Source organism: Hyphomicrobium sp. MC1 (assembly GCF_000253295.1).
In the GTDB taxonomy this organism is placed as follows: Bacteria; Pseudomonadota; Alphaproteobacteria; order Rhizobiales; family Hyphomicrobiaceae; genus Hyphomicrobium_B.
In genome coordinates this window covers 2724194-2750330 of sequence record NC_015717.1, presented here as the reverse complement: position 1 = coordinate 2750330, position 26137 = coordinate 2724194, and the positions used below count along the sequence as shown (strand labels likewise).

22 protein-coding genes and 1 pseudogene are annotated in these 26137 nt (G+C 60.4%); all 23 read left to right on the top strand.

Annotated elements, in window-relative coordinates; genetic code table 11:
- The first annotated feature begins 4 nt into the window (after positions 1 to 4).
- Positions 5 to 778 (top strand): biotin--[acetyl-CoA-carboxylase] ligase, encoded by a 774-nt coding sequence (locus tag HYPMC_RS13335; protein WP_013948500.1) that lies wholly within the window; start codon positions 5 to 7, stop codon positions 776 to 778.
- Positions 775 to 2490 (top strand): ribonuclease J, encoded by a 1716-nt coding sequence (locus tag HYPMC_RS13330; protein ID WP_013948499.1) that lies wholly within the window; start codon positions 775 to 777, stop codon positions 2488 to 2490. Before HYPMC_RS13335 ends, HYPMC_RS13330 begins: the two co-directional genes overlap by 4 nt.
- A 47-nt stretch (positions 2491 to 2537) precedes the next feature.
- A complete protein-coding gene (gene mce / locus HYPMC_RS13325) occupies positions 2538 to 2942 on the top strand; it encodes a methylmalonyl-CoA epimerase (protein WP_013948498.1) in 405 nt (134 codons plus the stop codon).
- A 35-nt stretch (positions 2943 to 2977) separates the two neighbouring features.
- Positions 2978 to 3244, top strand: coding sequence for a DUF1467 family protein (locus tag HYPMC_RS13320; protein WP_013948497.1), 267 nt, complete (start codon positions 2978 to 2980; stop codon positions 3242 to 3244).
- A 174-nt stretch (positions 3245 to 3418) separates the two neighbouring features.
- Positions 3419 to 4951 (top strand): proline--tRNA ligase, encoded by a 1533-nt coding sequence (gene proS / locus HYPMC_RS13315; protein WP_013948496.1) that lies wholly within the window; start codon positions 3419 to 3421, stop codon positions 4949 to 4951.
- Between the two features lie 180 nt (positions 4952 to 5131).
- Complete coding sequence (locus HYPMC_RS13310) at positions 5132 to 6355, top strand: lipoprotein-releasing ABC transporter permease subunit (protein ID WP_050976792.1); 1224 nt, start codon at positions 5132 to 5134, stop codon at positions 6353 to 6355.
- A gap of 5 nt (positions 6356 to 6360) precedes the next feature.
- Positions 6361 to 7071 (top strand): ABC transporter ATP-binding protein, encoded by a 711-nt coding sequence (locus HYPMC_RS13305; protein WP_013948494.1) that lies wholly within the window; start codon positions 6361 to 6363, stop codon positions 7069 to 7071.
- Positions 7072 to 7166: 95 nt separating this feature from the next.
- Complete coding sequence (gene dnaE, locus HYPMC_RS13300) at positions 7167 to 10712, top strand: DNA polymerase III subunit alpha (protein WP_013948493.1); 3546 nt, start codon at positions 7167 to 7169, stop codon at positions 10710 to 10712.
- A gap of 141 nt (positions 10713 to 10853) precedes the next feature.
- The gene (locus HYPMC_RS13295; protein WP_013948492.1) at positions 10854 to 11099 is read left to right on the top strand and encodes a hypothetical protein; all 246 of its coding nucleotides are present in this window, start codon (positions 10854 to 10856) and stop codon (positions 11097 to 11099) included.
- A 106-nt stretch (positions 11100 to 11205) separates the two neighbouring features.
- A complete protein-coding gene (locus tag HYPMC_RS13290; protein WP_013948490.1) occupies positions 11206 to 11577 on the top strand; it encodes a hypothetical protein in 372 nt (123 codons plus the stop codon).
- 359 nt (positions 11578 to 11936) lie between these two features.
- Entirely contained in the window at positions 11937 to 12926 is a 990-nt protein-coding gene (locus HYPMC_RS13285; RefSeq protein WP_013948488.1) for a 30S ribosomal protein S2, read from the top strand.
- Between the two features lie 107 nt (positions 12927 to 13033).
- On the top strand, positions 13034 to 13987 hold the full coding sequence (tsf, locus tag HYPMC_RS13280; RefSeq protein WP_013948487.1) for a translation elongation factor Ts: 954 nt from the start codon (positions 13034 to 13036) through the stop codon (positions 13985 to 13987).
- Positions 13988 to 14129: 142 nt separating this feature from the next.
- Positions 14130 to 14861: a UMP kinase gene (gene pyrH / locus HYPMC_RS13275; protein WP_013948486.1), complete on the top strand. Its 732-nt coding sequence runs from the start codon at positions 14130 to 14132 to the stop codon at positions 14859 to 14861.
- An 80-nt stretch (positions 14862 to 14941) separates the two neighbouring features.
- Positions 14942 to 15505: a ribosome recycling factor gene (frr, locus tag HYPMC_RS13270; RefSeq protein ID WP_013948485.1), complete on the top strand. Its 564-nt coding sequence runs from the start codon at positions 14942 to 14944 to the stop codon at positions 15503 to 15505.
- Between the two features lie 73 nt (positions 15506 to 15578).
- A complete protein-coding gene (locus HYPMC_RS13265) occupies positions 15579 to 16337 on the top strand; it encodes an isoprenyl transferase (protein WP_013948484.1) in 759 nt (252 codons plus the stop codon).
- Positions 16338 to 16346: 9 nt separating this feature from the next.
- A complete protein-coding gene (locus HYPMC_RS13260; RefSeq protein ID WP_013948483.1) occupies positions 16347 to 17219 on the top strand; it encodes a phosphatidate cytidylyltransferase in 873 nt (290 codons plus the stop codon).
- 2 nt (positions 17220 to 17221) lie between these two features.
- Entirely contained in the window at positions 17222 to 18460 is a 1239-nt protein-coding gene (locus HYPMC_RS13255; RefSeq protein WP_013948482.1) for a 1-deoxy-D-xylulose-5-phosphate reductoisomerase, read from the top strand.
- 63 nt (positions 18461 to 18523) lie between these two features.
- Positions 18524 to 19666 (top strand): RIP metalloprotease RseP, encoded by a 1143-nt coding sequence (gene rseP / locus HYPMC_RS13250; RefSeq protein ID WP_013948481.1) that lies wholly within the window; start codon positions 18524 to 18526, stop codon positions 19664 to 19666.
- A 295-nt stretch (positions 19667 to 19961) separates the two neighbouring features.
- On the top strand, positions 19962 to 22373 hold the full coding sequence (gene bamA / locus HYPMC_RS13245) for an outer membrane protein assembly factor BamA (RefSeq protein ID WP_013948480.1): 2412 nt from the start codon (positions 19962 to 19964) through the stop codon (positions 22371 to 22373).
- Between the two features lie 190 nt (positions 22374 to 22563).
- A complete protein-coding gene (gene lpxD / locus HYPMC_RS13240) occupies positions 22564 to 23625 on the top strand; it encodes a UDP-3-O-(3-hydroxymyristoyl)glucosamine N-acyltransferase (protein ID WP_013948479.1) in 1062 nt (353 codons plus the stop codon).
- 56 nt (positions 23626 to 23681) lie between these two features.
- Positions 23682 to 24185 (top strand): 3-hydroxyacyl-ACP dehydratase FabZ, encoded by a 504-nt coding sequence (gene fabZ, locus HYPMC_RS13235; protein WP_013948478.1) that lies wholly within the window; start codon positions 23682 to 23684, stop codon positions 24183 to 24185.
- Complete coding sequence (gene lpxA, locus HYPMC_RS13230) at positions 24178 to 24984, top strand: acyl-ACP--UDP-N-acetylglucosamine O-acyltransferase (protein ID WP_013948477.1); 807 nt, start codon at positions 24178 to 24180, stop codon at positions 24982 to 24984. The genes fabZ and lpxA overlap by 8 nt, the downstream gene beginning before the upstream one ends.
- Positions 24985 to 24995: 11 nt before the next feature.
- Positions 24996 to 25805: pseudogene (locus HYPMC_RS24720) on the top strand (LpxI family protein); the annotation flags it as partial.
- Positions 25806 to 26137 lie beyond the last annotated feature (332 nt).

The window sequence follows — 26137 nt, the reverse complement described above, 5'->3', positions numbered from 1 at the left end:
ACTGATGGATGAAGTCCCACCGCCGCGAATCGTCCACGTCGCCGAGACCGGCTCGACGAACGCCGACGCTACGCGCTTAGGGCTGGCGGGTGAACCGCTGCCCCTCTGGGTCATCGCCGACGTCCAGACTGGGGGTAGGGGGCGTTCCGGGCGACAGTGGGTCTCCCAGACGGGCAATCTTCACGCCAGCTTGGCCTTTCGTTGCACTGCGCCGATGGAAAAAGCGGGCCAATTGTCACTTCTGGCAGGAATTTCAGTCATAGACGCCATTCGAGCGACAATGGATCTTGCTTCGGAGGCCGAACTTCGCCTCAAATGGCCGAACGACATTTTGATTGGGTTTGCCAAAGCCGGTGGAATTCTGGTCGAGAGCACGTCGTTACGGGAAGGCTCCGGCTTTTTAGCTATTTTGGGTTTTGGATTGAATCTTGTGACTTTTCCGGACGCGCTTGGGCGCGCTGCTACTGCACTCGGCCATTTCGGTCGACCACCTGAACCGCGTGCCTTGCTCGACGTCCTGTCGGAACGCGTTTTCTATTGGTTGGATCGCTGGAACGCCGGATCGAATTTTGCTGCGATCCGGGAGGCCTGGATCGAACGCGCCGGTCCGCTCGGCGAGCTGATCACGATCAATACAACCCAGGGTCCCGTCTCCGGGACATATCAGGGACTGGCGGAAACCGGTGCTCTGCTGGCCGAGGTCGGCGGCGCCGTCAGGGAAGTCAACTACGGTGACGTTGCCTTGGTCGGCGAAGTCGCGCGCGATGGGGATTCATGAGCGAACGTCCGACGTCATCCCCATCCTCCGGAAAGTTTAATTCAGACGAACTCGTATTCATGGCGCTTGGCGGTCTCGGTGAGATCGGCATGAACGTCTATCTGTACGGCTTCGGTCCACCGCGCGCGCGCTCGTGGCTGATGGTCGATCTCGGCGTGACGTTCCCGCACGAGGGCGAACCCGGCGCCGACGTCATATTGCCTGATCTCCGCTTTATCGTCCCTGAACGGAAGAATATCGCCGGTCTCGTGCTGACCCACGCGCACGAAGATCACATCGGCGCCGTCATCGACCTGTGGCCTTCGCTGGAATGCCCAATCTTCGCAACACCGTTCACGGCAGGAATGCTGAAGACGAAAGCCGGCGAGTTCGGCGGCTCCGTTTCGCTTCCGATCAAAGAGGTGCCGCTCGGCGGCAGGTTCAAGGCGGGCGCTTTCGATATCGAACTCGTAAGCCTCACGCATTCGATCCCTGAGCCCAACGGGCTCGCGATCCGGACGCCTGCGGGCCTCGTATTCCATACCGGCGACTGGAAGCTCGATCCGACGCCCGTCGTCGGCCGTCCACACGATGCCGCTAAGCTGCAATCCCTGGGCGATGAAGGCGTGCTCGCACTTGTCGGCGATTCCACGAATGCTATGCGCGAAGGGCGCTCGGCCTCGGAAGAGGACGTCGCCAAAACGCTGAAAAAGCTGATCGCCGATGCGCCGCGCTGTGTCGCCGTCACGCTCTTTGCCTCGAATGTCGCCCGCGTTGCTTCGATTGCGGCCGCGGCTCAAGCAGCCGGGCGCTCGCTGGTTGTCGCAGGGCGCGCTTTGCATCGGATCATCGAAGTTGCGATTGAGACCGGCTACTTGCCGCCGAACTTCACGTATCTGGACCAGCAGCGCTTTTCGGACCTGTCGCGCAATAAAGTCGTCGTGCTGTGTACCGGCAGCCAGGGTGAGCCGCGCGCCGCCATCGCGCGTATCGCCGAGGACGAGCATCCGGACATTTCACTGGATAAGGGCGATCTCGTCATCTTCTCGTCGCGCACCATTCCGGGCAACGAACGCGCCGTCTCGCGCGTGCAGAATGCTTTGGCGCGACTCGGTACCGAAATCGTCACCGACGCCGAAGCGCTCGTGCACGTCACCGGCCATCCCCGTCGCGACGAACTGAGAGATATGTATTCCTGGCTTCGCCCGAAGATTGCCGTCCCGATGCACGGCGAAGCGCGGCATCTCAGGGAACACGCCAAGCTCGCGCGCGCTTGCGGCGCCGAGCAGACGTTTACCATTGTTGATGGCGAAATCCTGAAGCTTTGGCCGGAGCCGGTTTCTGTCATCGACGAGGCGCCTGTCGGCCGGCTCTATCGCGACGGCAATCTCATCGTGCCGGACGTCGAAGGGCCGGTGAAGGCGCGTCGCAAGCTATCGTTCGTTGGCATCGCCGTCGTTGCGATGGCGTTGTCCCGCCGTGGCGAAATTCTGAGTGAACCCGGCGTCGTGCTCGAAGGCATTCCGGCCGCGGACCGAGACGGTGACTCGATGCGCGAGATCGTGCTCGATGCCATCGATGGCACGCTCCGCTCCATTCCGCCAAAGCGGCGGGCTGACCACGGCATGGTCCAGGAAGCCGTTCAAAGGGCTGTGCGCTCGGCCATTAACGAAGCCTGGGGCAAGAAGCCTGTTGTCAAAGTGCTCCTCTCCGTGGTGGATGGCAGGGGCTGAAGTCTCGAAACTTCGCCAAATCTCAATCCCACATCGGAGAACGGAGCATGATCGGACGCCTGAACCACGTTGCCATCGCGGTCAAGGACCTCGAAAAGGCCTCGGGCGTCTATAAGAACGCTCTGGGAGCCAAAGTCGGCGCGCCAATGGAGCAGCCTGAGCACGGCGTCAAAGTCGTGTTTATCGAGCTTCCGAACACCAAGATTGAGCTTTTGGAGCCGCTCGGTGAAGCTTCGCCTATCGCGAAATTTCTCGAAAAATCTCCTGACGGCGGTATCCACCATGTGTGCTATGAAGTGGACGACATCATTGCCGCGCGTGACCAGTTGAAGGCCCAGGGTGCGCGCGTGCTCGGCGACGGAACTCCGAAGATCGGCGCGCACGGCAAGCCCGTGCTGTTCCTGCATCCGAAGGACTTCTGCGGCACCCTCGTCGAGCTGGAACAGGTGTAAACCGAGCCTCTGGCTCTAGTTCGAAGGGTCTCGTTATGCGAACCTCGATCGCCGTCGCCACGTTCTTTTGCCTGTGGTTCATCACGCTTTTTACGGTCCTGCCGTTCTTCGCAAAAACACAGGGTGAAGCGGGCGACGTCGTGCCCGGCACACCCGAAAGCGCGCCCCACAGAATCAACCCGTTACGGGTCTTCCTCGTGAATACGGTCGTGACGTGCGTGGTATTCGCGATCGTTTACGTGGTCGCTGCAAAGGTCGACCTTTTGCAGATCTCAACAGGCCTCATTCGCGTCGGCAACTAGGCGGCGAACCCGTCTGGCGGCCCTCAAGCGCAAATTTCGCACATAATTCCACCAATTTGGGGCCTGCACCTGCGCGACGTGTTGCAAGCGGCATTCCAAGCGGCTATGCGCGCTGATCCCTAGAATAGGCGGGGCCCGCGGCTATGGGTCCGCCAGAAGCATAAAGTCGATACGATGAGCAAGCGCGCGCTTCCCATTTCCCGCGAGGAGAACTTCCCCGAGTGGTATCAAGCCGTTGTCCGTGACGGCGACATGGCCGAGACGAGCCCTGTCCGCGGCTGCATGATCATCAAGCCATGGGGCTGGGGCGTGTGGGAGCGTATCCAGGCCGATCTCGATGCTCGCATCAAAGAGACGGGGCACGACAACTGCTATTTCCCGCTCTTCATCCCGATGAGCTTCATCGCCAAGGAAGCCGAGCACGTCGAAGGCTTTGCCAAGGAAATGGCGGTTGTCACCCATCACCGCCTGAAGAACGAAGACGGCAAGCTCGTCGTCGATCCCGACGCCAAGCTGGAAGAACCGCTGATCGTCCGTCCGACGTCGGAAACCATCATCGGCGACGCGTTTCAGCGCTGGGTGAAAAGCTATCGCGATCTTCCGCTACTGATCAATCAATGGGCCAACGTCGTCCGCTGGGAAATGCGCACGCGTCTGTTCCTACGCACGGCAGAATTCCTCTGGCAGGAAGGTCATACCGCTCACGCCGACCGCGACGATGCCGTTACTGAAACGCTGAAGATGTTGGAGGTCTATCGCACCTTCGCCGAAGACGTTCTCGCGATGCCGGTTGTGGCTGGCGAAAAACCGCCGAATGAGCGTTTTCCCGGCGCCGACAACACCTATTCCATCGAAGCCATGATGCAGGACGGCAAGGCGCTGCAAGCCGGTACGTCGCATTATCTCGGTACGCACTTCGCCGAAGCGCAGAACATCCAGTTCCAGAATGCGCAAGGCCAACTGACCTATTGCCATACGACGAGCTGGGGCGTGTCGACCCGTCTCATCGGTGGTGTGATCATGACCCACGGCGACGACGATGGCCTTCGCTTACCGCCGATGATCGCGCCGCGCCAGATCATCATTGTCCCGATGCTACGCGAAAAGCCGGAAGACGCCGCGCTCATCGAATATTGCGCTTCAATTGAGAAAGACCTGAAGGCTGCCGGCATCCGCACCCTTGTCGATCTGAAGCCCATCAAGTCGGCCGAGAAGCGTTGGAACTGGGTCCGCCGCGGCGCCCCAGTCATCGTCGAGGTCGGCGGCCGTGACGCCAGCGGCGGCAACGTCACGTTCATGCGCCGCGATCGCCTGCGCGATGGCGACAAGGTCATCTCGACCACCATGTCGCGCGACGAGTTCGTCGCCGGGGCCTCGGCACTTCTCAAGGATATTCAAGGCACTCTGTTTGCCGAAGCCAAGGCGCGGCTCGACGGCAACATCATCACCAACATGACGACGTTCGACGAGCTGGCTGACTATTTCGGGCCTGGCGAGGGCGAAGACGAGGCGGGCGCCTTCAAAGGCTGGGTCCGTGTCCCGTGGTCGCGCCCTGATGGCGAGATCCTGGAAGGAATTGCAGATCGCCTGAAGGCTCTGAAGCTTACGATTCGCAATGCGCCTCTGGTTCAAGACGCGCCCGCAAGTAAATGTTTCTTCACGGGAGAACCGGCGAAAGAGTATGTGCTTATCGCCCGCGCATACTAAAACGGCCGCAATGCGGTGAGATGGCCTTAACTGCGACACAGGGAGCTGCGATGCGGCGCGCAATGGGGCAACGACAGTGAGGGCACGATGACAGTTTCAGCGCACGGTGGGGTGTCCGCTGGAGTGCCCGCCGACCAAGGGGCCATAAGCGGGACGGCGCCGTTTTCCGCTTTCGAGTGGATGATCGCGGGCCGCTACCTCCGCGCGCGCCGCAAGGAGGGCTTCATCTCGGTCATCGCCGGGTTCTCCTTTCTCGGCATCATGCTCGGCGTCGCCACGCTGATTATCGTGATGGCGGTGATGAACGGCTTCCGACACGACCTGTTCTCCAAGATCATGGGCCTGAACGGCCACGTCATCGTGCAGAAGATCGGCGAGCGCTTCACCGATTATGACGCAGTCGCTGAGCGGATCAGCAAAGTGCCTGGCGTCAAAATCGCAATGCCGGTGATCGAAGGCCAGGTCATGGTTTCCTCCAGCACCCAGGCGCTTGGCGGACTCGTGCGCGGTCTGCGCGAAAGCGACCTCAAATCCTTGAAGCTCGTTTCCGGCAATATGCGCGCCGGAACGCTCGATGGCTTCGACAGCCAGCACGGCATCGCAATGGGCGTGCGCCTTGCCAACCAGCTTCACGTTGGCCTGGGCGATATGGTCACGCTCGTGTCGCCGCGTGGCGCCTCGACTCCCTTCGGCACCGCGCCGCGATCTAAAGCCTATCAAATCACCTCGATCTTCGAACTCGGCATGTCGGAATACGACCGCATGATGATTTTCATGCCGCTGGCCGAAGCGCAGAAGTATTTCTCAAAGACGGGCGAGACCGACGTCGTCGAAGTGGTTGTCGACAATCCTGAGGACGTCGATCACTACGACGATCTGATCAAGAACGCGGGCGGTCCGACGATCGCTGTAAATGACTGGCGTCAGCGCAACGAGACGTTCTTCAACGTGCTCTCGGTTGAGCGCAACGTCATGTTCATTATCCTGTCGCTGATCGTGCTGGTTGCGGCGTTGAACATCATCTCCGGCCTGATGATGCTCGTGAAAGACAAGGGCCGTGACATCGCCATTCTAAGAACGATGGGCGCCACCAAAGGCGCAGTGATGCGCATATTCCTGATAACCGGCGCATCGATCGGCATCGTCGGCACGCTCGCCGGTCTCATCATCGGTGTGCTCTTCTGCTGGAATATCGAGAGCATCAAGAACTTCGTCTCGTGGGTTTCAGGCACGACCGTATTCGACCCGAGCGTCTATTATCTGACGAAGCTTCCAGCTGAGATCGATTTCCATGAAACCGGCGGTATCGTCGTGATGGCGCTCGTACTCTCGGTCATCGCGACGCTCTATCCGTCGTGGAAGGCATCGAAGCTCGATCCCGTCGAAGCCTTGCGGTATGAGTAGGGCGCATGGAAAACAAACCGATCGCACCAATTCTGCAGCTTGAGGGCGTCACGCGTTCTTTCCGCCAAGGCGAGAAGGAAGTCGTCGTCTTGCGCGGCGTCGATGCCGTGCTTTGGCCGGGTCAGGCCGTGGCGCTCGTCGGGCCCTCCGGCGCGGGCAAGTCGACGCTGCTGCACATCACGGGCCTACTTGAATCGCCGTCGAGCGGTCGGGTCGTCATCAACGGACGCGACTGCGCCACGATGACAGAAGCCGAGCGCACACGTCTGCGCCGCAAGGAAATCGGCTTCGTCTATCAGTTCCACCAGTTGCTTCCCGAGTTCAGCGCGCTGGAAAACGTCGTCATTCCGCAGCTCATTCTTGGCAAAAGCCGCAAGGCCGCCGAAGCCCATGCAAATGAACTTCTTGCGGGCGTCGGACTTGCGCAGCGTGCGGAGCATCGTCCGGCCGAGTTGTCCGGCGGTGAGCAGCAGCGCACTGCCATCTGCCGTGGCTTGGCGAATAGCCCCCGCCTTCTGCTGGCCGACGAGCCGACCGGTAATCTCGATCCGCACACCTCCGACCACGTTTTCGTGCAACTCGTTGACGTCATCCGCCGCCAGGGCGTTGCAGCCTTGATCGCGACCCACAATATGGAACTGGCGGCGCGCATGGACCGCGTGTTGCAAGTCCAGGAAGGCCAGCTGATCGAAATTTCGCTGTCCAAAACGCGTTAAGGCGCTAAATGGCCTTCGATGCGAGCCAAACGGGTTGTTTTTGCCCAGTATTTTTGCGTCGAGACAGCCGCGTTTGAAGCGCGCAAAATAGGCTTATGAACGCTCCGATTCGCCCCGCTCCGCACGCGCCCAAATTCATTCACCTGAAGGTCCATTCGGCTTATTCGCTGCTCGAAGGCGCGTTGCCGATTACCAAGCTCGCCAAGCTCGCGACGGCGATGAACCTTCCCGCGATCGGCCTCACCGATACGAACAATCTTTTCGGCGCGCTTGAGTTCTCCGAGAAAATCTGGGGCGCCGGTGTGCAGCCCATCGTCGGCACGACGCTCGATATTGATTTCGGCGATAACCGCGACAACGGCCCGATGGCATTGCGAGCCATGAGCAACGAGCCGCGCGTGAAGCCTGCGGGCAAGCTCGCGCTGCTGGCCATGAACGCCGACGGCTTTGCGAACCTCATGAAGCTGTCGAAGGCACTGAATTTTGAAGCGGCGCCGGACGAGCCTGCGCATGTGAAGATCGCGCGGCTCGAAGAATTGTCCGCCGGATTGATCGCGCTGACAGGTGGTCCGCAAGGTCCGATCGACACCGCTTTGCGCAACGCTCAGCCCGATCACGCCGCCGAGAGGCTCGCGACGCTTGAGAAGATATTCGGCGATCGCCTCTACGTCGAAATTCAGCGGCACGGTCTTGCCGAAGAAGTCGAAGTCGAGCCACAACTACTCGAACTCGCGTATGCGCGGCGCTTGCCGATTGTCGCGACCAACGAATGCTATTTCGCCGCCCGCGCCGATTACGAAGCGCATGACGCGCTGCTGTGCATCGCCGACGGTCGCTACGTGGTCGAAGACGATCGACGCCGCGCCAGCCCCGAGCACTATCTCAAGACCGAAGAAGAGATGGCGTCTCTGTTCGCAGATCTCCCCGAAGCGTTGGCGAATACAGTTGAAATCGCCATCCGCTGCGCATTCCGGCCCGAGGGCAAAAAGCCGATCCTTCCGCGTTTCGTTGCGGGCGACGACAGCCAGAGCGAAATCGAGAATTTCCGTCTCGAAGCCGCGGAAATGAAACGGCAAGCCATCGAAGGCTTGAAACGTCGCCTCGAAGCGCACGGGCCATCGCCAGGCTTCACGGTCGAAGACTACGAAAAGCGCCTCGCTTACGAGGTCGACGTCATCACGCAGATGAAGTTTCCCGGCTACTTTCTCATCGTGGCCGACTTCATCAAATGGTCGAAAGCCAACGGCGTGCCGGTCGGACCGGGCCGCGGTTCGGGCGCGGGTTCTCTCGTCGCTTATGCGCTGACGATCACCGATCTGGATCCGTTGCGCTTCGGCTTGCTGTTCGAGCGTTTTCTCAATCCCGAACGTATTTCGATGCCGGACTTCGACGTCGACTTCTGCCAGGAAAAGCGCGACCGCGTCATCGACTACGTGCAGAAGAAATACGGCGACGACCGCGTCGCCCAGATCATCACACACGGTAAGCTGCAGGCGCGCGCCGTGCTGCGCGACGTTGGCCGCGTGCTACAGATGCCGTATGGCCAGGTCGATCGGCTCTGCAAGCTCGTGCCGAACAACCCAGCCAATCCCGTCACGTTGCGCGAAGCCATCGACGGCGAACCGAAATTGCAGGAAGAGCGCGACAGCGAACCGATCGTCGCGCGCTTACTCGAAATCGCCGAAAAGCTCGAAGGCCTTTATCGCCACGCCTCGACGCACGCCGCCGGTATGGTTATCGGCGACCGTCCGCTCGAAGAGTTGGTGCCGCTCTACCGCGATCCGAAATCGAACTTCCCCATCACGCAATACAACTGGAAAATGGTTGAAGCGGCGGGTCTCGTGAAGTTCGACTTCTTGGGTCTCAAGACGCTCACCGTGCTCGAAAAAGCCGTGCAGTTGATCAAGCGCGTGCGCGGCATCACCGTCGACTTGCCGAGTTTGCCGCTCGACGACAAGCCCGCTTATGAAATGCTGGCCAAGGCCGATACGGCCGGCGTGTTCCAGCTTGAAAGTACGGGCATGCGCGAAAGCTTGAAGCGGCTGAAGCCCGACCGCTTCGAGGACATCATCGCCATGGTGGCGCTCTATCGCCCCGGCCCGATGGATAACATCCCGACCTACATCAACCGCAAGCACGGCGAGGAGCCGGTCGACTACCTGCATCCGATGCTCGAAGGTATTCTAAAAGAGACCTACGGCGTCATCATCTACCAGGAGCAGGTCATTCAGATCGCGCAGGTGATGGGCGGCTACACGCTTGGTCAAGCCGACATGCTTCGCCGCGCGATGGGTAAAAAAGACAAGGCCGAAATGGCGAAGCAGCAAGCGCGCTTCGTCGAAGGCGCTGTCAGCAAGGGCGTGAAAAAAGAAGAAGCGATCTATATCTTCGAACTCGTCGATAAGTTCGCAGGCTACGGCTTCAACAAATCGCACGCTGCAGCGTATGCGCTCGTCAGCTATCACACAGCCTATTTGAAGGCGAACTTCCGTGAGGAATTCTTCGCCGCGTCCATGACGCTCGATATGGGCAACACGGATAAGCTCGCGATGTTTGCGTCCGAAGCGCGCAAATCCGGTATTCGCATGCTTCCGCCGTGCGTAAACAATTCCGGCGTGGATTTCGGCGTTGAACCGCCGTCGGGAGATTCCAAGCTTGGTTCGATCCGTTATTCGCTCGCCGCATTGAAGAATATCGGGGCGAGTGCCGTCGAGACGATCGTCAGCGAGCGAAACTCCGGCGGCCTTTATGAATCACTCGCCGACTTCGCGTCGCGCGTCGACGCCAAGGCACTGAACAAGCGCGCTCTCGAAACGCTCGCCAAGGGCGGCGCGTTCGACTCGTTGAATTCCAATCGCGCACTCGTTGCTGCCAACGCTGATACCATTCTGGCGTCTGCGCAGCGCCGCACCGCCGATGAAGCGCAGGGCACGACCGATCTTTTCGGCACTGCCGGGAAGCCCGCAGATCTCGTTCTGCGCGCGACGCAGTCGTGGACCGCGATGGAGAAGCTATCGGAAGAGTTCCAAGCCATCGGCTTTTATCTCTCCGGCCATCCGCTCGATCAGTACGATCGCGTATTGAAGAAGCTTGGCATCAAGAAATTCAGTGAGTTCGAAATGCTCGTGCAGCGCGGCGCGACGGCCGGACGCCTTGCCGGCATCGTCATCGCCGCCCGCGAGCGCCGCTCGCAGAAAGGCAACAAATTCGCCTTTGCTACGTTCTCCGACGCGACGGGCCAATTCGAAGCGGTCATATTTTCCGATACGCTCGCAACCAGTCGCGATCTTCTGGAGCCAGGCACGCCGGTGATCGTTTCAGTCGAAGCCGAACGCGATGGCGAGACGATGAAAATGCGCGTGCAATCCATTGAGGAACTCGACAAGGCTGCGTCGGCAGTTCCCCGCAATCTCAAACTTGTTCTCGATCGAAAGTCGGTCGTGGCTAATGCTGCGCCGGTTTCGGACGTCAGCAAATATTTACGCCCGAATGCGCGTGGCGGCGAAATTCGCATTGTATTGCCGCTCGAAGATCGCAATCGCGAAATGGAATTTATCCTCGCGGGGCGGTACGACGTTTCTCCTCGCGAAGCAATTCGCATTGAAGCGCTGCCAATTGTGGCGGAAATAATCGAAATCTAATACCGCTGGTTGCTGGCGCAAAAGTTACACTCAATTCGCGGAATATTTTTCGTCATCACCGACGGTTTTTTTGTGCGCTAAGCGTTAGGGGTTCAAGACGTGAGAGACCGCGTCTTTCTTTGAAGAAGATAGGAGCCTCTAATGAAAAAGAGCTTGATCGCAGCAGCTGTTGCCGCTGCCGTCACCCTCGGCGCTTTTGGCGGCGCTGCAAATGCAGGTGTCGCCGGCGCAAACCTCAACGGGATTGGCGTGCACGCGGATAAAACCGCCGTCGAGCACGTCTATTACAAGAAGCGCTATTACAAGCATCGGCACTACAAGCACCGCAAGTGGGTTTGCCGTTGGCATCACGGCCACCGCAAGTGCTACTGGCGCTATTGGCGCTAAGTGACGTTGCGCTTTTAGTCGAAGGCAGCGGCACAACGCTGCCTTCTTCTGACACAGTTTCAGTGCATAGCTCCGCACCCCGAGCTAGCCAAAAACGAGGCAAGAGATGTCAAAATTCCACGCCGCTTTGATTGCTGCTTTGCTGCTTGCTCCCGCCGCTACCGTGGCTCGCGCCGCTGACGACGATAAAGAGCCGCCAAAATTGAGCGCAGCTGATATCAAGAAAAATCTCGAAGCCGTTGCCTCCGATCCCGCAAAGGTGAAAGCCTATTGCGCGATGACCAAGAAAATGGACGAGGTCGGCGACGACGAAAAAAAGGCGCAAGCCGCTAGCGACGAAATCGACGGGTATTTCAAAACGCTGGGTGAGGATTTCGAGAACGCCTGGGACGATGGCCAGGACGCCAAGGACGACTCGCCAGAAGCCAAGGCGATGGACGACGCCGTCACACTGCTCGATTCCAAGTGCAGCAAGTAAGCCGTCGACGCCACGCGTCTCGTCCCGTGCGCGGAGGGGGCGGAAGCACTAGCCGCATATCCCCTTAATCCATAATTCGGCGCGCCACGATCCGCTCATCAAGACGGCGGCCGTGGCGCGCGTTCGAGGCCGGGTAGGGGATGCCCGGGAAGCAGTCGATACAAGTCTAGGCCGCAGCCTAGGCTTGCGCAAAAAGCCGATCCCCCGTATACAGCCGCCATCTCACACGCGAGACATTTGCGCCATGCGGATGAAAAGCCCCGCATCGTGCTCCGGTGGAGAAATGATAAGCCCATAAAAAGGCTTGCAAATCTCTTCTCAAGTCTCGCGGAGGTCTAACCGGAAAAGGAAACGTTTCGATGGCACTTCCTGCCTTCAACATGCGTCAGCTATTGGAAGCTGGCGTTCACTTCGGCCACCAGGCTCACCGCTGGAACCCCAAGATGGCGCCGTTCATCTATGGGTCGCGCAACAAAATCCACATCCTCGATCTGACACAGACGGTGCCGTTGCTGCACCAGGCGCTGCTGAAGGTTTCCGACACCGTCGCCGGTGGCGGTCGCGTTCTCTTCGTGGCGACGAAGCGTCAGGCGTCGGATGGCATTGCTGACGCAGCCAAGCGCAGCGCCCAGTACTTCATCAACCATCGTTGGCTCGGCGGCACGCTGACCAACTGGAAGACGGTTTCGCAGTCGATCCGCCGCCTTCGCCAGCTTGACGACATCTTGGCCGATCCGCAGGGCCGCACGAAGAAGGAAATCCTGAACCTGACGCGCGAGCGCGACAAGCTCAACCAGTCGCTCGGTGGCATCAAGGACATGGGCGGCACGCCCGACCTGCTCGTTGTGATCGATACCAACAAGGAATCGATCGCCATCCAGGAAGCGCGCAAGCTCAACATCCCGATCGTCGCGATCGTCGATACGAACTGCGATCCGGACGGCATCGATTACCCGGTTCCGGGCAACGACGACGCCGGCCGCGCCATCACGCTCTATTGCGATCTGATGGCACGCGCTGCGCTCGACGGTCTGGAGCGTTCGCAGGGTTCTGCTGGCGTTGACGTTGGTGCCTCCGAGACGCCACCGGCCGAGGAACTGCCGAAGGTTACCTTCAAGGGCATCGAAGCGCCGCGTGGCGAGGCCGACGATCTCAAGCGCATCACCGGTATCACGCCGAAGATCGAGCAGCGCCTCAACGATGCGGGCGTCTACCACTTCTGGCAGATCGCCGATCTCGACAACGATTACGCCGAGGCGCTCGATCGCCAGCTGAAGCTCAAAGGCCAGATCGCCAGCGAAAACTGGGTTGCCCAGGCCAAGAAGCTCGTCGAAGCCGCCAGCGTTTAATGCGCGTTGGCAATTCGACACAAAACTGACGCGCGTTTGAAGCGCGAACGTGAATGAACTTTGATGAGGCGCCCGCCGGGGCGCCTCGAACCTCATAGGTGACAGGAATGACAACGATCACCGCCGCAGACGTGAAAAAGCTGCGCGACATGACCGGCGCCGGTATGATGGACTGCAAGACCGCGCTGACCGAAACGAATGGCGACATCGAAGCCGCCGTTGATTGGCTGCGTAAGAAGGGCCTGTCGAAGGCTGCGAAGAAATCGGGCCGTATCGCCGCCGATGGTCTCATCGGCATCGTCGCCAAGGGCCGTGAAGGCGCCGTCGTCGAGGTCAACTCGGAAACCGACTTCGTTGCCCGCAACGAGCAGTTCCAGACGCTGGTCCGTGATATCGCAGGCCTCGCACCTGCAGCGAAGGGCGACCTCAAGGCGCTCCTCGATGCGAATTATCCGGGCACCAAAAACGCCGTCGAAGTCCAGCTTCAGGAAGCCGTCGCAACGATCGGCGAAAACATGACGCTGCGCCGCACGGCGGCCGTTGCGGTGAAGGAAGGCGTCGTCGCTGACTACGTCCACAACCGCGTCGCAGACGGCCTCGGCAAGATCGGCGTGCTCGTTGCGCTCGAGAGCGCGGGCGATGAGCCGACGCTGTTCGATTTCGCCCGCAAAATCGCTATGCATGTGGCAGCTTCGCCGACCACGCTCGTCGTCAACGAGAGTGACCTTTCCAAAGAGGCGATCGACCGCGAAAGGGCGGTCTACGTCGAGCAGGCGAAGGCCGAGCCGCGCAACGCCGGTAAGTCGGATGACATTCTGGCCAAAGCCAGCGAGGGCCGGCTGCGCAAGGAATTCATCGGTACGGTTGTGCTCATGAACCAGGCGTTCCTGATTGGCGACGGCAAGGCGACGGTCGCGCAGGCCGTTAAAGAAGCCGAGAAGGCCTGCGGTGCGCCGATCAAGGTCGCAGGCTTCATCCGCTACGCGCTCGGCGAAGGTATCGACAAGAAGGAAGAAGATTTCGGCGAGGAAGTCCGCAAGCTGGCAAGCGGCGGTCGCTGAGATCGGCAAGGTCGAGTTCAGGGTCAACGGACGCCCGCTGGCCGGAATCGCCCGAGCAGGTTAGGTATCAACCGGCCGATCCCCCGTGATCGGCCGGTTTTTCGTATTATGGTGGCTTTGGTGCCGATCGGGAGACAACGGAATGGCGGACGCGCAGGGTCTTAAATACAAGCGGCTGCTGCTGAAGCTTTCCGGCGAAGCTCTGATGGGTAAGCAGCCCTACGGCATCGACATGAGCGTTGCCGAGCGGTTGTCGAAAGACATTGCGGATGCTGTTGCGGCAGGGGCCGAAATTGCGGTCGTCATCGGCGGCGGCAATATTTTCCGCGGCCTTTCCGGCGCGGCGAAAGGCATGGACCGCGCGACCGCCGACTACATGGGCATGCTCGCGACAGTCATGAACGCCTTGGCGTTCCAAAATTCGCTTGATCGTCTTGGCGTCCCCGCCCGCGTGCTCTCGGCGATCCCCATGCAGACGGTCTGTGAAAGCTACGTGCGCCCCAAGGCGCTGGCTTATCTCGCTCGCCGACAGGTTGTCGTCTTCGCGGCAGGCACCGGAAATCCGTTCTTCACTACCGATACGGCAGCCGTTCTGCGGGGCATTGAGATGAATTGCGACGCCGTCATCAAGGCCACCCAGGTGGACGGCGTTTACTCTGCCGATCCCAAAAAACACAAGGATGCAGTACGTTATGACCGGCTCAGTTATTCCGAAGTTTTAGCGAATGATCTCAAAGTGATGGACGGAGCGGCCATTGCCCTTGCCCGGGATAACGGACTTCCGCTAATTGTGGTTTCCATCGAAGAACCGGGAAATCTCTTGAAGGCGCTGCGCGGCGAGGCTCGCCAGACCCTCATTGAAGGAACCGGCTGAAGGCCGCTCGATGCCGATCTGCGCCGCGTTTCGAGCGGGGCGCTGCTGTCCGGTTTTTGCGCGCCGGGAAGGAATAGGAAATGTCTCAGGCTGTTCACGACATCAAAGAAATTGAAAAGCGCATGCGCGCTTCGATCGACGCTCTGAAGCGCGAGTTTACTGGCCTTCGCACGGGGCGTGCGCACGCCAATCTCCTCGATCCCGTACAGGTGATGGTTTATGGCTCGCGGATGCCGCTTAATCAGGTTGCAACCGTTTCGGTTCCCGAACCTCGCATGATTACGGTTCAGGTTTGGGATCGCAGCAACGTCATTGCCGTCGATAAGGCAATCCGTGAAGCTAACCTCGGCCTCAATCCCATCACCGACGGCCAGATCCTCCGTCTGCCGATTCCCGCGCTGACAACCGATCGCCGCCAGGAACTCGTCAAGCTCGCCCACAAGTATGCCGAGCAGACGAAGGTTTCGGTTCGCAATGTTCGGCGCGAAGCCATGGATCTTCTCAAGAAACTTGAGAAGGACGGCAAAATGAGCCAGGACGAACAACGGGGAAACTCGGATAAGGTCCAAGAGCTCACCGATCGCCTCATCAAGGAGGTCGACTCGACGCTCGCTACTAAAGAGGCCGAAATTCAAAAAGTCTGATGGCCACGGTCGTTTTGCTGGCTTGAAGTTGTCTGAAGATATGTGAGATCTCAATCCCAGAGGCCGTTTGACATTGGCGCCACCAGCGAAGCCGACAGACGAGCGGACCGGCCCTGTAACGCCGCCGAAGCACGTTGCCATTATCATGGATGGCAACGGTCGCTGGGCGCGCGAGAGGGGATTGCCGAGAACGCTCGGTCATCGTCAGGGCGTCGAAGCCGTCCGCCGTGCCGTGCGCGCCGCAATCGAGCTGCAAATCACATATCTCACGATCTTCAGCTTCTCCTCTGAGAACTGGAAACGTCCGATCGACGAAATCGACGATCTGATGGGGCTGATGAAACGCTTCATCCGGCGCGATCTTGCCGATCTGCATAAGTCGGGCGTTTGCATTCGGGTCATCGGTCAGCGTTTGCACGTCGACAGCGAACTGATGACCCTGATCGACGAAGCCGTCGAATTGACCCGCAATAACGACAAGCTGACGCTCGTTATCGCTTTCAACTACGGCTCGCGCTCGGAGATTGCAGGCGCCGCGCGCAAGCTTGCCGAACAGGTCGCCGCGGGCCTGCTGGATCCGGCCGACATCACCGTCGAACGCATGGCGAATGCGCTCGATACTTCTGGCATTCCGGACCCCGATCTTCTGATCCGCACGTCCGGCGAAATGCGTCTTTCGAACTTTCTATTGTGGCAGACCGCCTACTCAGAGTTCGTCTTTCTCGACTGCTACTGGCCGGATTTCGACAAGACGGCATTTGAAAACGCCATTGCGGAATTTCGCTCCCGCGAGCGCCGTTTCGGCGGCTTGACCAAGCGCTCGATGGCCTGAGGATTGGCAATGCCATCAGAAAATCCGGACGGCCAGCAGCGTTTTCTTGGCGGCTTGTTCGACTTTATCCCCGCTGAATTGCGCCTGCGGATCGTCTCTGGTGTCGCCATTGGCGCCATTGCCTTCACCATGCTGTATTGGAGCCCAGGCGCCTTCGCGCTGCTGACCTTTCTGGTCGCTGCGGCGATGAGCTGGGAGTGGGGCCGGATTGTCAGGGGGCCGATGCCGGATAGCGGGTTGATCGTCCATGTGCTGGCGGTATTGGCTGCCGCTATGCTGACGGCCCGAGACATGGCCGGAATGGCCATCGTCTCAGCCGTTGTCGGCGCCGTCGCCGTTGCGGCATTGGCGGCCGGTTCCGATCGGGCGCGGCTGTCAGGAGCGGGCGTGCTTTACACCGCGCTGCCGGTCGTCGCGCTCGGATGGCTGCGAAGCGATGAGCCTCTGGGCTTTCTCGCCACGTTGTTCGTTGTTCTCGCTGTGGCCGTAACCGACGTCGCAGCATTTGCCGCCGGACGCACCATCGGAGGGCCGAAACTCTGGCCCCAGGTCTCACCGAACAAGACCTGGTCCGGTTTGATCGGTGGCATCGCGGCTGCGGCTGCGGTGGGCGCGCTGTTCTCGGTCGTGTCCGGTACGGGCGGCGCGATTTGGCTCGCAAGCCTCGGGCTGGCGGTCGGTTTGGTGTCGCAGTGGGGCGATTTGGCTGAATCGGCACTAAAGCGCCATTTCGGCCTGAAAGATTCTGGTGGCTTGATTCCCGGCCATGGCGGTTTCATGGACCGTATGGATGGGCTTGTGACAGCCAGCGTTGCGGCCGCGCTCATCGGCTTTTCAATTGATGCGTTCGCGCCGGCGCGAGCGCTTTTATACGGATCATAATAATGGCACTGACCGCAAGCGTTCCGAACCGGTTGCCCGATCGCGCCACGGCAGCGCGCGCAGGCGACGCAGCACGGCCGATGCGGCTCAGCGTGCTCGGAGCGACGGGATCGATCGGGACGAGCACTCTTGATCTCGTCTCGCGGACACCCGAAAAATTCGAAATCGTTGCGCTGACGGCGCAATCGAACGCTAAGGAACTCGCGGCCCTGGCGCGCCGTCACAATGCACGGGTTGCCGTCATCGGCGATGAAACGCGTCTTGGCGAACTTCGTGAGGCGCTGGCTGGAACGAGCATCCGCACGGCCGCAGGGCCGGAGGCGCTTGTCGAAGCCGCGCTTGAACCCGTTGATTGCACATTGGCGGCCATCGTCGGCGCCGCGGGGCTCAAGCCGACGTTTGCGGCAGCCTCGCAAGGCGCCCGCGTGGCACTCGCAAACAAGGAATGTCTGGTCTCGGCCGGCCACGTCTTCACGTCGGCAATCTCTCGGGCTGGCGCCGAACTCCTGCCGGTCGACAGTGAGCACTCCGCCGCCTTCCAGGTCATGGCCGGTGCAGATCCGGCCTCGATTGATAAGATCGTGCTGACGGCGTCCGGCGGCCCCTTCCGGTCCTGGACCCGCGACGCCATTGCTGCTGCTACGCCGGAGCAGGCGCTCAAGCATCCGAACTGGTCGATGGGCGCCAAGATCACCATCGACAGCGCCACCTTGATGAACAAGGGCCTGGAACTGATCGAAGCTTTCCACCTCTTTCCTGTGGGTGTGGATAAACTCGATTGCATCGTCCACCCGCAATCAATCATCCATTGCCTCGTCAGCTACGTCGACGGCTCGGTGCTCGCACAGATGGCGTCCCCCGACATGCGCACGCCGATCGCCGTCGCTCTGTCCTGGCCCGACCGAATGGCGGCGCCGACGGAAAAGCTCGATCTCGCCCGCCTCGCGACCTTGACGTTCGAAGCCCCTGACGAAGATCGGTTTCCGGCTCTGCGCGTCGCCCGGGCGGCGATGCGCCGCGGCGATACGGCTCCGGCAGTGTTGAATGCCGCTAACGAGGTGGCCGTAAAGGCATTTCTCGATCGCCGCATCAAAATGTTCGACATTGCGGCCCTCGTCGAAGAAACGCTTGCTGCGGCGGAGCGTCAGGGGGCCATTTGTCCGGCCCAAAGCCTCGACGATATATTGGCGGTCGATGACATGGCCCGAGCCTTATCTAACGAGAAACTTAGTGGCTATTGAGGCGCCTAGCGCCTAATCTCGGCGGCTAACGGTAATCCGAATCAGCATCGGGATCGCGGACCTATGGATTTTTTGGCGTCGCTCGCAGGTTGGATCTGGCAATACGGAGTGATGTTCCTGCTGGTGTTGACCCTCGTGGTCTTCATCCACGAGCTGGGGCATTTTCTGGTTGCGCGCTGGTGCGGCGTGACGGTCAAGGCCTTTTCGATTGGCTTTGGCCCTGAAATCTATGGCTTTTATGATAAGTATGGGACTCGCTGGCGCTTCGCCTGGATCCCGCTTGGCGGCTACGTCAAATTCATCGACGACGAAAATCCTTCGTCGTTCGGCGGCGAAAAGCAGCTGAAGCCCTCCGAACGTGCGGGCGCATTCCATTCGAAGTCGGTAGGTGCGCGCGCTGCGGTCGTCGCGGCTGGTCCGATCGCCAACTTTATCCTCGCCATCGTTCTTTATTCCGGCCTTAACGCCACGGCTGGCCTGCACATTCTGCCGCCGTTGGTCGACGCGGTCGTGCCCAATTCACCGGCCGAGCGCGGCGGTTTCAAGCCGGGCGACATGATTGTCGCGATCAATGGCACTAAGATTGATCGTTTCGATGATCTGCAGCGAATTGTCGGCTCAAGCGCCGGCGAGCAGTTGGCCTTCACGGTCGATCGCGACGGTAAGACCGTCGAACTCAAGGCGACGCCGAACGTCGATGAGCAGCGCGATGCGATGGGTCGGACGTTCCGTCGTGGCTTGATCGGCATCCAGCGCGCCATTGCGCCGGACAAGGTGCGGACAGTTCACGTCGGGTTGCCGGAAGCCGTAATGCTCGGCGTTGGCGAAACCTACGGCAACATTACCGCGACGCTGGCAGGGCTCAGAGATATCATAACCCGCCGGCAGTCGGCCGAGCAGATGGGTGGCCCGATTATGATGGCCGAGGTCACCGCAAAAGTCGCCGAGCTTGGAATCGAGCCGATGCTACGGTGGATCGCCTTCATCTCGGCCAATATCGGCTTCCTGAACCTGCTGCCGATCCCCGTTCTCGACGGCGGTCACCTTATGTTCTACGCGTTCGAGGCAGTGCGCCGGAAGCCTGCCAGCGAGCGCCTTCAGCAGATGGGCTTCCAGGTCGGGCTGGCGCTGCTCATGATGTTGATGGTTTTCGTGAATTTCAACGACATTATGAACGTTTGGCGTCGATTGACGGGGGCGGGCTGATGCCGAGAAGAATCATTGGGGAGTGACGTAAACTTACAACTTTTCGAGGGCTTTCTGAATCGTTAAAAGCGGTATCCTGCGCAGCATGTTATGATTTCGACTCGGGGGGCCGAAGAGAAGTCAGACGGGAGAGGCTGTCGCGGAGCTGGGACGTCACCACGAACAAGACCAATAAGAAACGAGCCGACAAGAACGACAAAAAGACGACGAAAAAGAAGACGCATGAGTGTGACGCTGCCGCCGACAGCGCGCATGTGAATTTGGGGGTCGGCGGCACACGGGGGCAATTCCGCGTATGCAGAAATTCAAGATCATCCTGGCGGGATTGCGCCTCTTACTGGCGCTTCTTGTCCTCTCGCCGATGGTCGCGATGGTGGATGCAACCTGGACGTCGGGTGCTGCGTTCGCTCAAAGCGTGATCAAGAATATCGAAGTTATCGGTAACCGGCGGGTGGAGCCGGAGACTGTTCGCTCCTACTTGCAGCTCAACGCTGGCGATCCCTACAACGCCTCGAAGGTCGACGCCTCGATCAAGGCTCTCTTCGCAACCGGCCTCTTCGCTGACGTTTCAATCGACTACAAGGGCGCGACGATTGTCGTGACCGTGAAGGAAAACCCGGTCATCAACCAGGTCGCCTTTGAGGGTAACAGCGAGGTCGATACGGCCACGCTTGTCGGCGAAGTTCAGTTGAAACCCCGCTCTGTCTTCACGCGCGCCAAGGCTCAGGCCGATGTGCAGCGCATTCTCGACGTTTATCGCCGTCAGGGCCTTTTCGCCGCGACCGTTGAACCGAAGATCATTCAGCTTGAACAAGATCGCGTAAACCTCGTCTTCGAGATCAACGAAGGTACGGCTACGAAGGTCAAAGGCATCAATTTCGTCGGCAACCACGCGTTCTCCGACAGCCAGTTGCGCGACGTCATCTCGACGACGCAGGTCGGCTGGTTCGACTTCCTCAAGGGAACGTCGATCTACGATCCTGACCGCATGAACCTCGACCGCGAGCTCATCCGTCAGTATTACCTCAAGAACGGCTATCCCGACGCGTCCGTTACGGCTGCTAACGCCGAAATCGATCCGGACGGCACGGGCTTCATCATCACCTTCGCAATCGAGGAAGGTCAGCCCTATACGTTCGGTGCCATCAACATCGAAAGCTCGCTTCCGGGCATCGATACCAGCACGCTGACGGGCGATCTCCTGACGCAGACGGGGCAGGTCTACGACGCCTCGCAAATCGACAAGACGTCGGAAAAGCTGACGCTCGACATTGCCGACCAAGGCTATGCCTTCGCACGCGTTCGTCCGCGGCCGATCCCTGATGCAGCATCGCACACGATTGCGATTACCTACGTCGTTGACGAAGGCCCGCGCATCTACATCGAGCGCATCAACGTCATCGGCAATACGCGCACGAAAGACTTCGTGATCCGTCGCGAATTCCGCCTCGCGGAAGGCGACGCGTTCAACGCGTTGATGGTTGACCGCGCCAAGAAGCGCTTGCAGGCGCTCGGCCTCTTCAAGAGCGTCGACATCAAGCGTCGTCCCGGCTCTGCACCCGACCGCGTCATCCTCGACGTCGAGGTGCAAGAACAGTCGACCGGCGAGCTTTCGTTCGGTGCGGGCTACTCGACGAGTGAAGGCGTCATCGGCGACGTCTCGATCTCCGAGCGCAACCTGTTCGGTAATGGACAGTACGTCCGCTTGAAACTTGCAGGCTCGTTTGAGCGTGCGCAGGTGGACTTCTCGTTCACCGAACCGCGCTTCCTTGATCGTAACTTGGCTGCGGGCTTCGACCTGTTCTTCAAACAGCTCGACTACACCGATCAGTCAGGCTTCCAACAGCGCAAAATCGGCGGTGACGTTCGTCTGGGCTTCCCGCTCGCTGAGCATCTCTGGATGCAGACGAGCTACGCTCTGTCTCGCGATGAGATCTTCGACGTTACGTCTTGGGCATCGCCTGCCATTAAGGAAGCCTGCGGTGCGAACTTCAACGGCGGCACCGACCAGAACGGCCTGTTCCGTTGTACCGATAAGGGCTACTGGACGTCGCTCATCGGCACGACCATCAGCTACGATCGGCGTAACAATGCTCGTAACCCGACCAACGGTTACTACATCGAACTGGCAAACGACTTCGCGGGTCTCGGCGGTGACGCACAGTACTGGCGTGTCAATGCGGAAGGTCGCTACTACTACCCGATCACGGACAAGATCACCTTCGTTGGCCGCGCCGTTGGCGGCGTGATCCAGGGCTGGGGCGGCGAAGATGTCCGCCTGCTCGACTCCTTCTTCAAAGGCGGTGAGACGGTTCGCGGTTTCGATATCTCTGGCTTCGGTCCGCGAGACATCAATTCGTCGAACAAAGACGCGCTCGGCGGTCAAAAATACTGGGCGGCAACTGCAGAAATTCGCTTCCCGCTGCCGTTCGTTCCTGAGGACATTGGCCTCAGCGGTGCGGTCTTCGCCGACGCCGGTTCTCTGTGGGATGCTACAGGCGGAGCTGATGCCGCACTTGCTAACTGCACCACGACGTCCGGGAAATCCTGCTTGCAGGACAGCAGCGCCATCCGGTCGTCAGTTGGTGGCAGTATCATGTGGAACTCGCCTGTCGGCCCGCTTCGCATGGACTTTGCCAAGGTCCTCACCAAGGAAAGCTACGACCAGACGCAGTTCTTCCGCTTCGGTGCTTCGTCCAGGTTCTAAGATCCGCACGTGAACGGTTTGAAATTGTGATAAATTCGAGAGCGGCGCCCACAGAGGCGCCGCTCTTTTTGTCGATCAGGCAATACAGCTATGGGCAATTCCGCTCAGGGGCTTGCCATTATCTCTCAGGTCGTCCATTCAACGTCCCCACACCAATCATCTGAAACAACGACGTGCCGGAGGCGGCGCCATGGAGCATCCCGGTTTTTTCGAACGCACCGGGCCATATACGCTGTCTGAAGTCGCAAAGGCGGCAGGCGCAAAATTGGCTGACGGGGCAAATCCCGATGCCCTGATCGACGACGTACGGCCGCTCGTCGAAGCGGCGGCCACGCATGTGTCGTTTATCGACAATAAGAAATATCTGCCGCAGCTGGCTACGACGAACGCCGGCGCTTGTCTGGTTAGTCCGGCACTCGCCGATCGCGTGCCGGCCGGAACGACGGCTCTAGTCACGCCGCAGCCCTATCACGGCTTCGCTTTGGCTTTGGCGCTGTTTTATCCAAGCGCTATGCAACCCATGGTGGCTGTAGCAGGTGCGCCGCCTATCGACCCGACCGCCAAGATCGAGGCCGGTGTCATCATCGAGCCGGGCGTCATCATCGGGCCCGGCGTGCAGATCGGCAGCGGCACGCGCATCGCCGCAGGCGCGGTCGTCGGCGCACGGGTAACGATCGGACGGGACTGTTTTATCGGCCCGCTGGCGACCGTCACTCACGCACTTGTGGGCGATCGCGTCATTATTCATTCCGGCGTCCGGATCGGCCAGGACGGTTTCGGCTTCGCCATGGGCCGCAGCGGACATCTGAAAGTTCCGCAGATCGGTCGCGTCATCATCCAGGATGATGTTGAGATAGGGGCAAATACAACCATAGACCGTGGCGCCCTTAAGGATACGATGATCGGCGAGGGGACGAAAATTGATAATCTCTGCCAGATCGGGCACAACGTCCTGATCGGCCGCAACTGCATCATCGTTGCGATGTGCGGCATCTCGGGCTCGACCGAGCTCGGCGATTTTGTCGTCATGGGCGGTCAATCCGGGACTGTCGGCCACATCAAGATCGGTAGTGGCGCGCAGGTCGGCGGGGCATCGCATCCCACGCACGATCTCGCGGCGGGCGGCCGATACTTCGGCACACCGGCAAAGCCGTTGCGCGAATCCGCGCGTGAGCAGGCCATGATCAAACGGCTTGTCGCGCGTGACAAGGGAAGTCATGACGACGGATCGTCAGGCTCGGACGCAAGCTGACAATTCGAAGTCGGCGGGTGCGCCCGTGCAGTCACAATTTTTTGGAGCAGACGACGATGGAAGGCAAGGCACCAGCGGGCAAGGTTCTCGGGACCGCGGATATCAATCGCGTGATGCAGCTATTGCCCCATCGCTACCCGTTCCTGCTCGTCGATCGCATCTACGATATGGACGGCGATGAAAGCTGCGTCGGCGTCAAGAACGTGACGATCAACGAGCCGTTTTTCCAGGGGCACTTTCCGCAGTTTCCGGTCATGCCGGGCGTGCTGATCATCGAAGGCCTTGCGCAGACGGCGGGCGCTCTTTGCGTCTCGAACGTCGGTCAGGATTACAAAGCCGAGCTCGTCTACTTCATGGGCATCGACAACGCCAAATTCCGCAAGCCGGTTCTACCGGGCGATCAGCTCCACTTTCACGTGAAGAAGGTTCGCAATCGCGGCCGCGTCTGGCGCTTCAAGGGCGAAGCCAAGGTGAACGGCAAGGTCGTCGCCGAGGCCGAGATCAGCGCCATGCTCGCCGACACGGCCGACGCCCGCGCCTTTGCGAGCCAGAATGGCTGAGGTCGAAGTCCATCCGACGGCCATCGTCGAAGACGGCGCCTCGCTTGCGCCCGGCGTGAAGATCGGGCCGTTCTGCGTCGTCGGGCGCGAGGTCAAGCTCGGCGAGCGCGTCGAACTCGTGAGCCACGTCGTTGTGGCCGGCACGACGGACATCGGGGCCGGCACGCGCGTTTTTCCGTTCGCCTCGATCGGCCATCAGCCGCAGGATTTGAAGTACAAGGGCGAGCCGTGCTCGCTGTCCATCGGTTCCGATTGCATCATCCGCGAAGGCGTGACGATGAACCCCGGAACGGCTGGCGGCGGTTCGGTGACGACGGTCGGCAACGGCTGCGCGTTTCTTGCAAACAGCCACGTCGGCCACGATTGCCGCGTCGGCAATGGCGTCATCTTTTCGAACAACGTCATGCTGGCGGGCCATTGTAACGTCGGCGACTTCGCCATTATCGGCGGCGGCGCGGCCGTGATCCAGTTCGCTCGCGTTGGGCATCACGCCTTCGTCGGCGGCATGTCTGGCCTTGAGAACGATCTCATTCCGTACGGCATGGCGCTCGGCAATCGCGCCTATCTGTCGGGCCTCAATATCGTCGGTCTGCAGCGGCGCGGCTTCTCGCGCAACGACATCCACGATCTTCGCCGCGCCTATCGCCTGCTGTTCGCGGCCGAAGGCACGCTTGTCGAACGCATGGAAGACGTCGCCGAGGAATTCGCGGGCCACGCCTCCGTGCAGGAAATCCTGGCCTTCATCCGCCAGGGCGGCAAACGTTCTCTGTGCACGCCGAAGAACGGCGCTGAAGACTGAGCTTACGCGCGATGGGCGAGGCCACGAAGCGCATCGGGATCATCGCTGGCTCAGGGTCGTTGCCGCTTGAGGTCGCTCGAAGCATCGCGCGTCAAGGCGGCAGCGTTCACGTTGTCATGGTCGAAGGCGCCGCCGATCCGGCCTTAGCGGCCTTTCCACATACGACCGTCAATTGGGCACAGCCCGGCCGCGCGATGGCCGCGTTCCGCAATGCCAGCATCACCGACGCCGTGCTCATCGGCGGCTACGGTCGCCCATCGTTTGCTACCGCGCGTCCCGATCTCACCTTTATGCGTCTCGTCCCGGCCGTCGTGAAGCTCCTGAAAGCGGGCGGCGACGATGCCGTGCTGCGTGGCGTGCTCGCGCAATTCGAAGCGCTCGGTCTCCACATCTTGAGCGTTGCGGACGTCGCGCCGGAATTGATCGTTGCCGAAGGCGGCCTGACGAAAGCGCGTCCGTCCGATGGTGACACTGCCGACATCGCCCGCGGGTTCGATCTCGTTGCCGCGCTCGGCCGCTACGATATCGGCCAGGCTGTCGTCGTCACGCGTGGCGAGATCGAAGCCATCGAAGGCGCGGAAGGCACAGATCGCATGCTGAAGCGCGTCGCCGAACGCCGGGCGGCGCACGGAATGCGCGAACGCGCGGGCGTACTCGTCAAGCGCCCGAAGCCCGGACAGGACATGCGCGTCGATCTTCCGACCATCGGACCCGATACCGTCGCGAATGCTGCCGCGGCCGGACTGGCGGGCATCGCCGTGATGGCCGACCACGTCATCGCCGTGAACCGCAACGACATGATCGCGGGCGCGGATGCGCAAGGCCTTTTCGTGACCGGCGTAAAGGATGGCGAGCGCCCCCCGCTTGCTGCGAATCCGCCGTCATCGCGCATGACCACGCTCAGTCGTGTGGCCGCCTACGAAGCAGCCGATAAGGACGTGGCTCGCGCTGCGGGCATTTTGTCGGTGCTCCAACATTTTGGTGGCGGTTCAGCCATCATCATCGACCGCGGCCGTGTGCTCGCTGTCGGCACGACTGAAGGCCCATCCGACGTCATCGCCCGTGTCCGCGATCTTCGCGGCAACAACGCCAAGAGGCGCGGCTTGGCTGCGGTTGGCGCAAGGCAAGCTCTCACCCAAGGTCTCATAAAGGT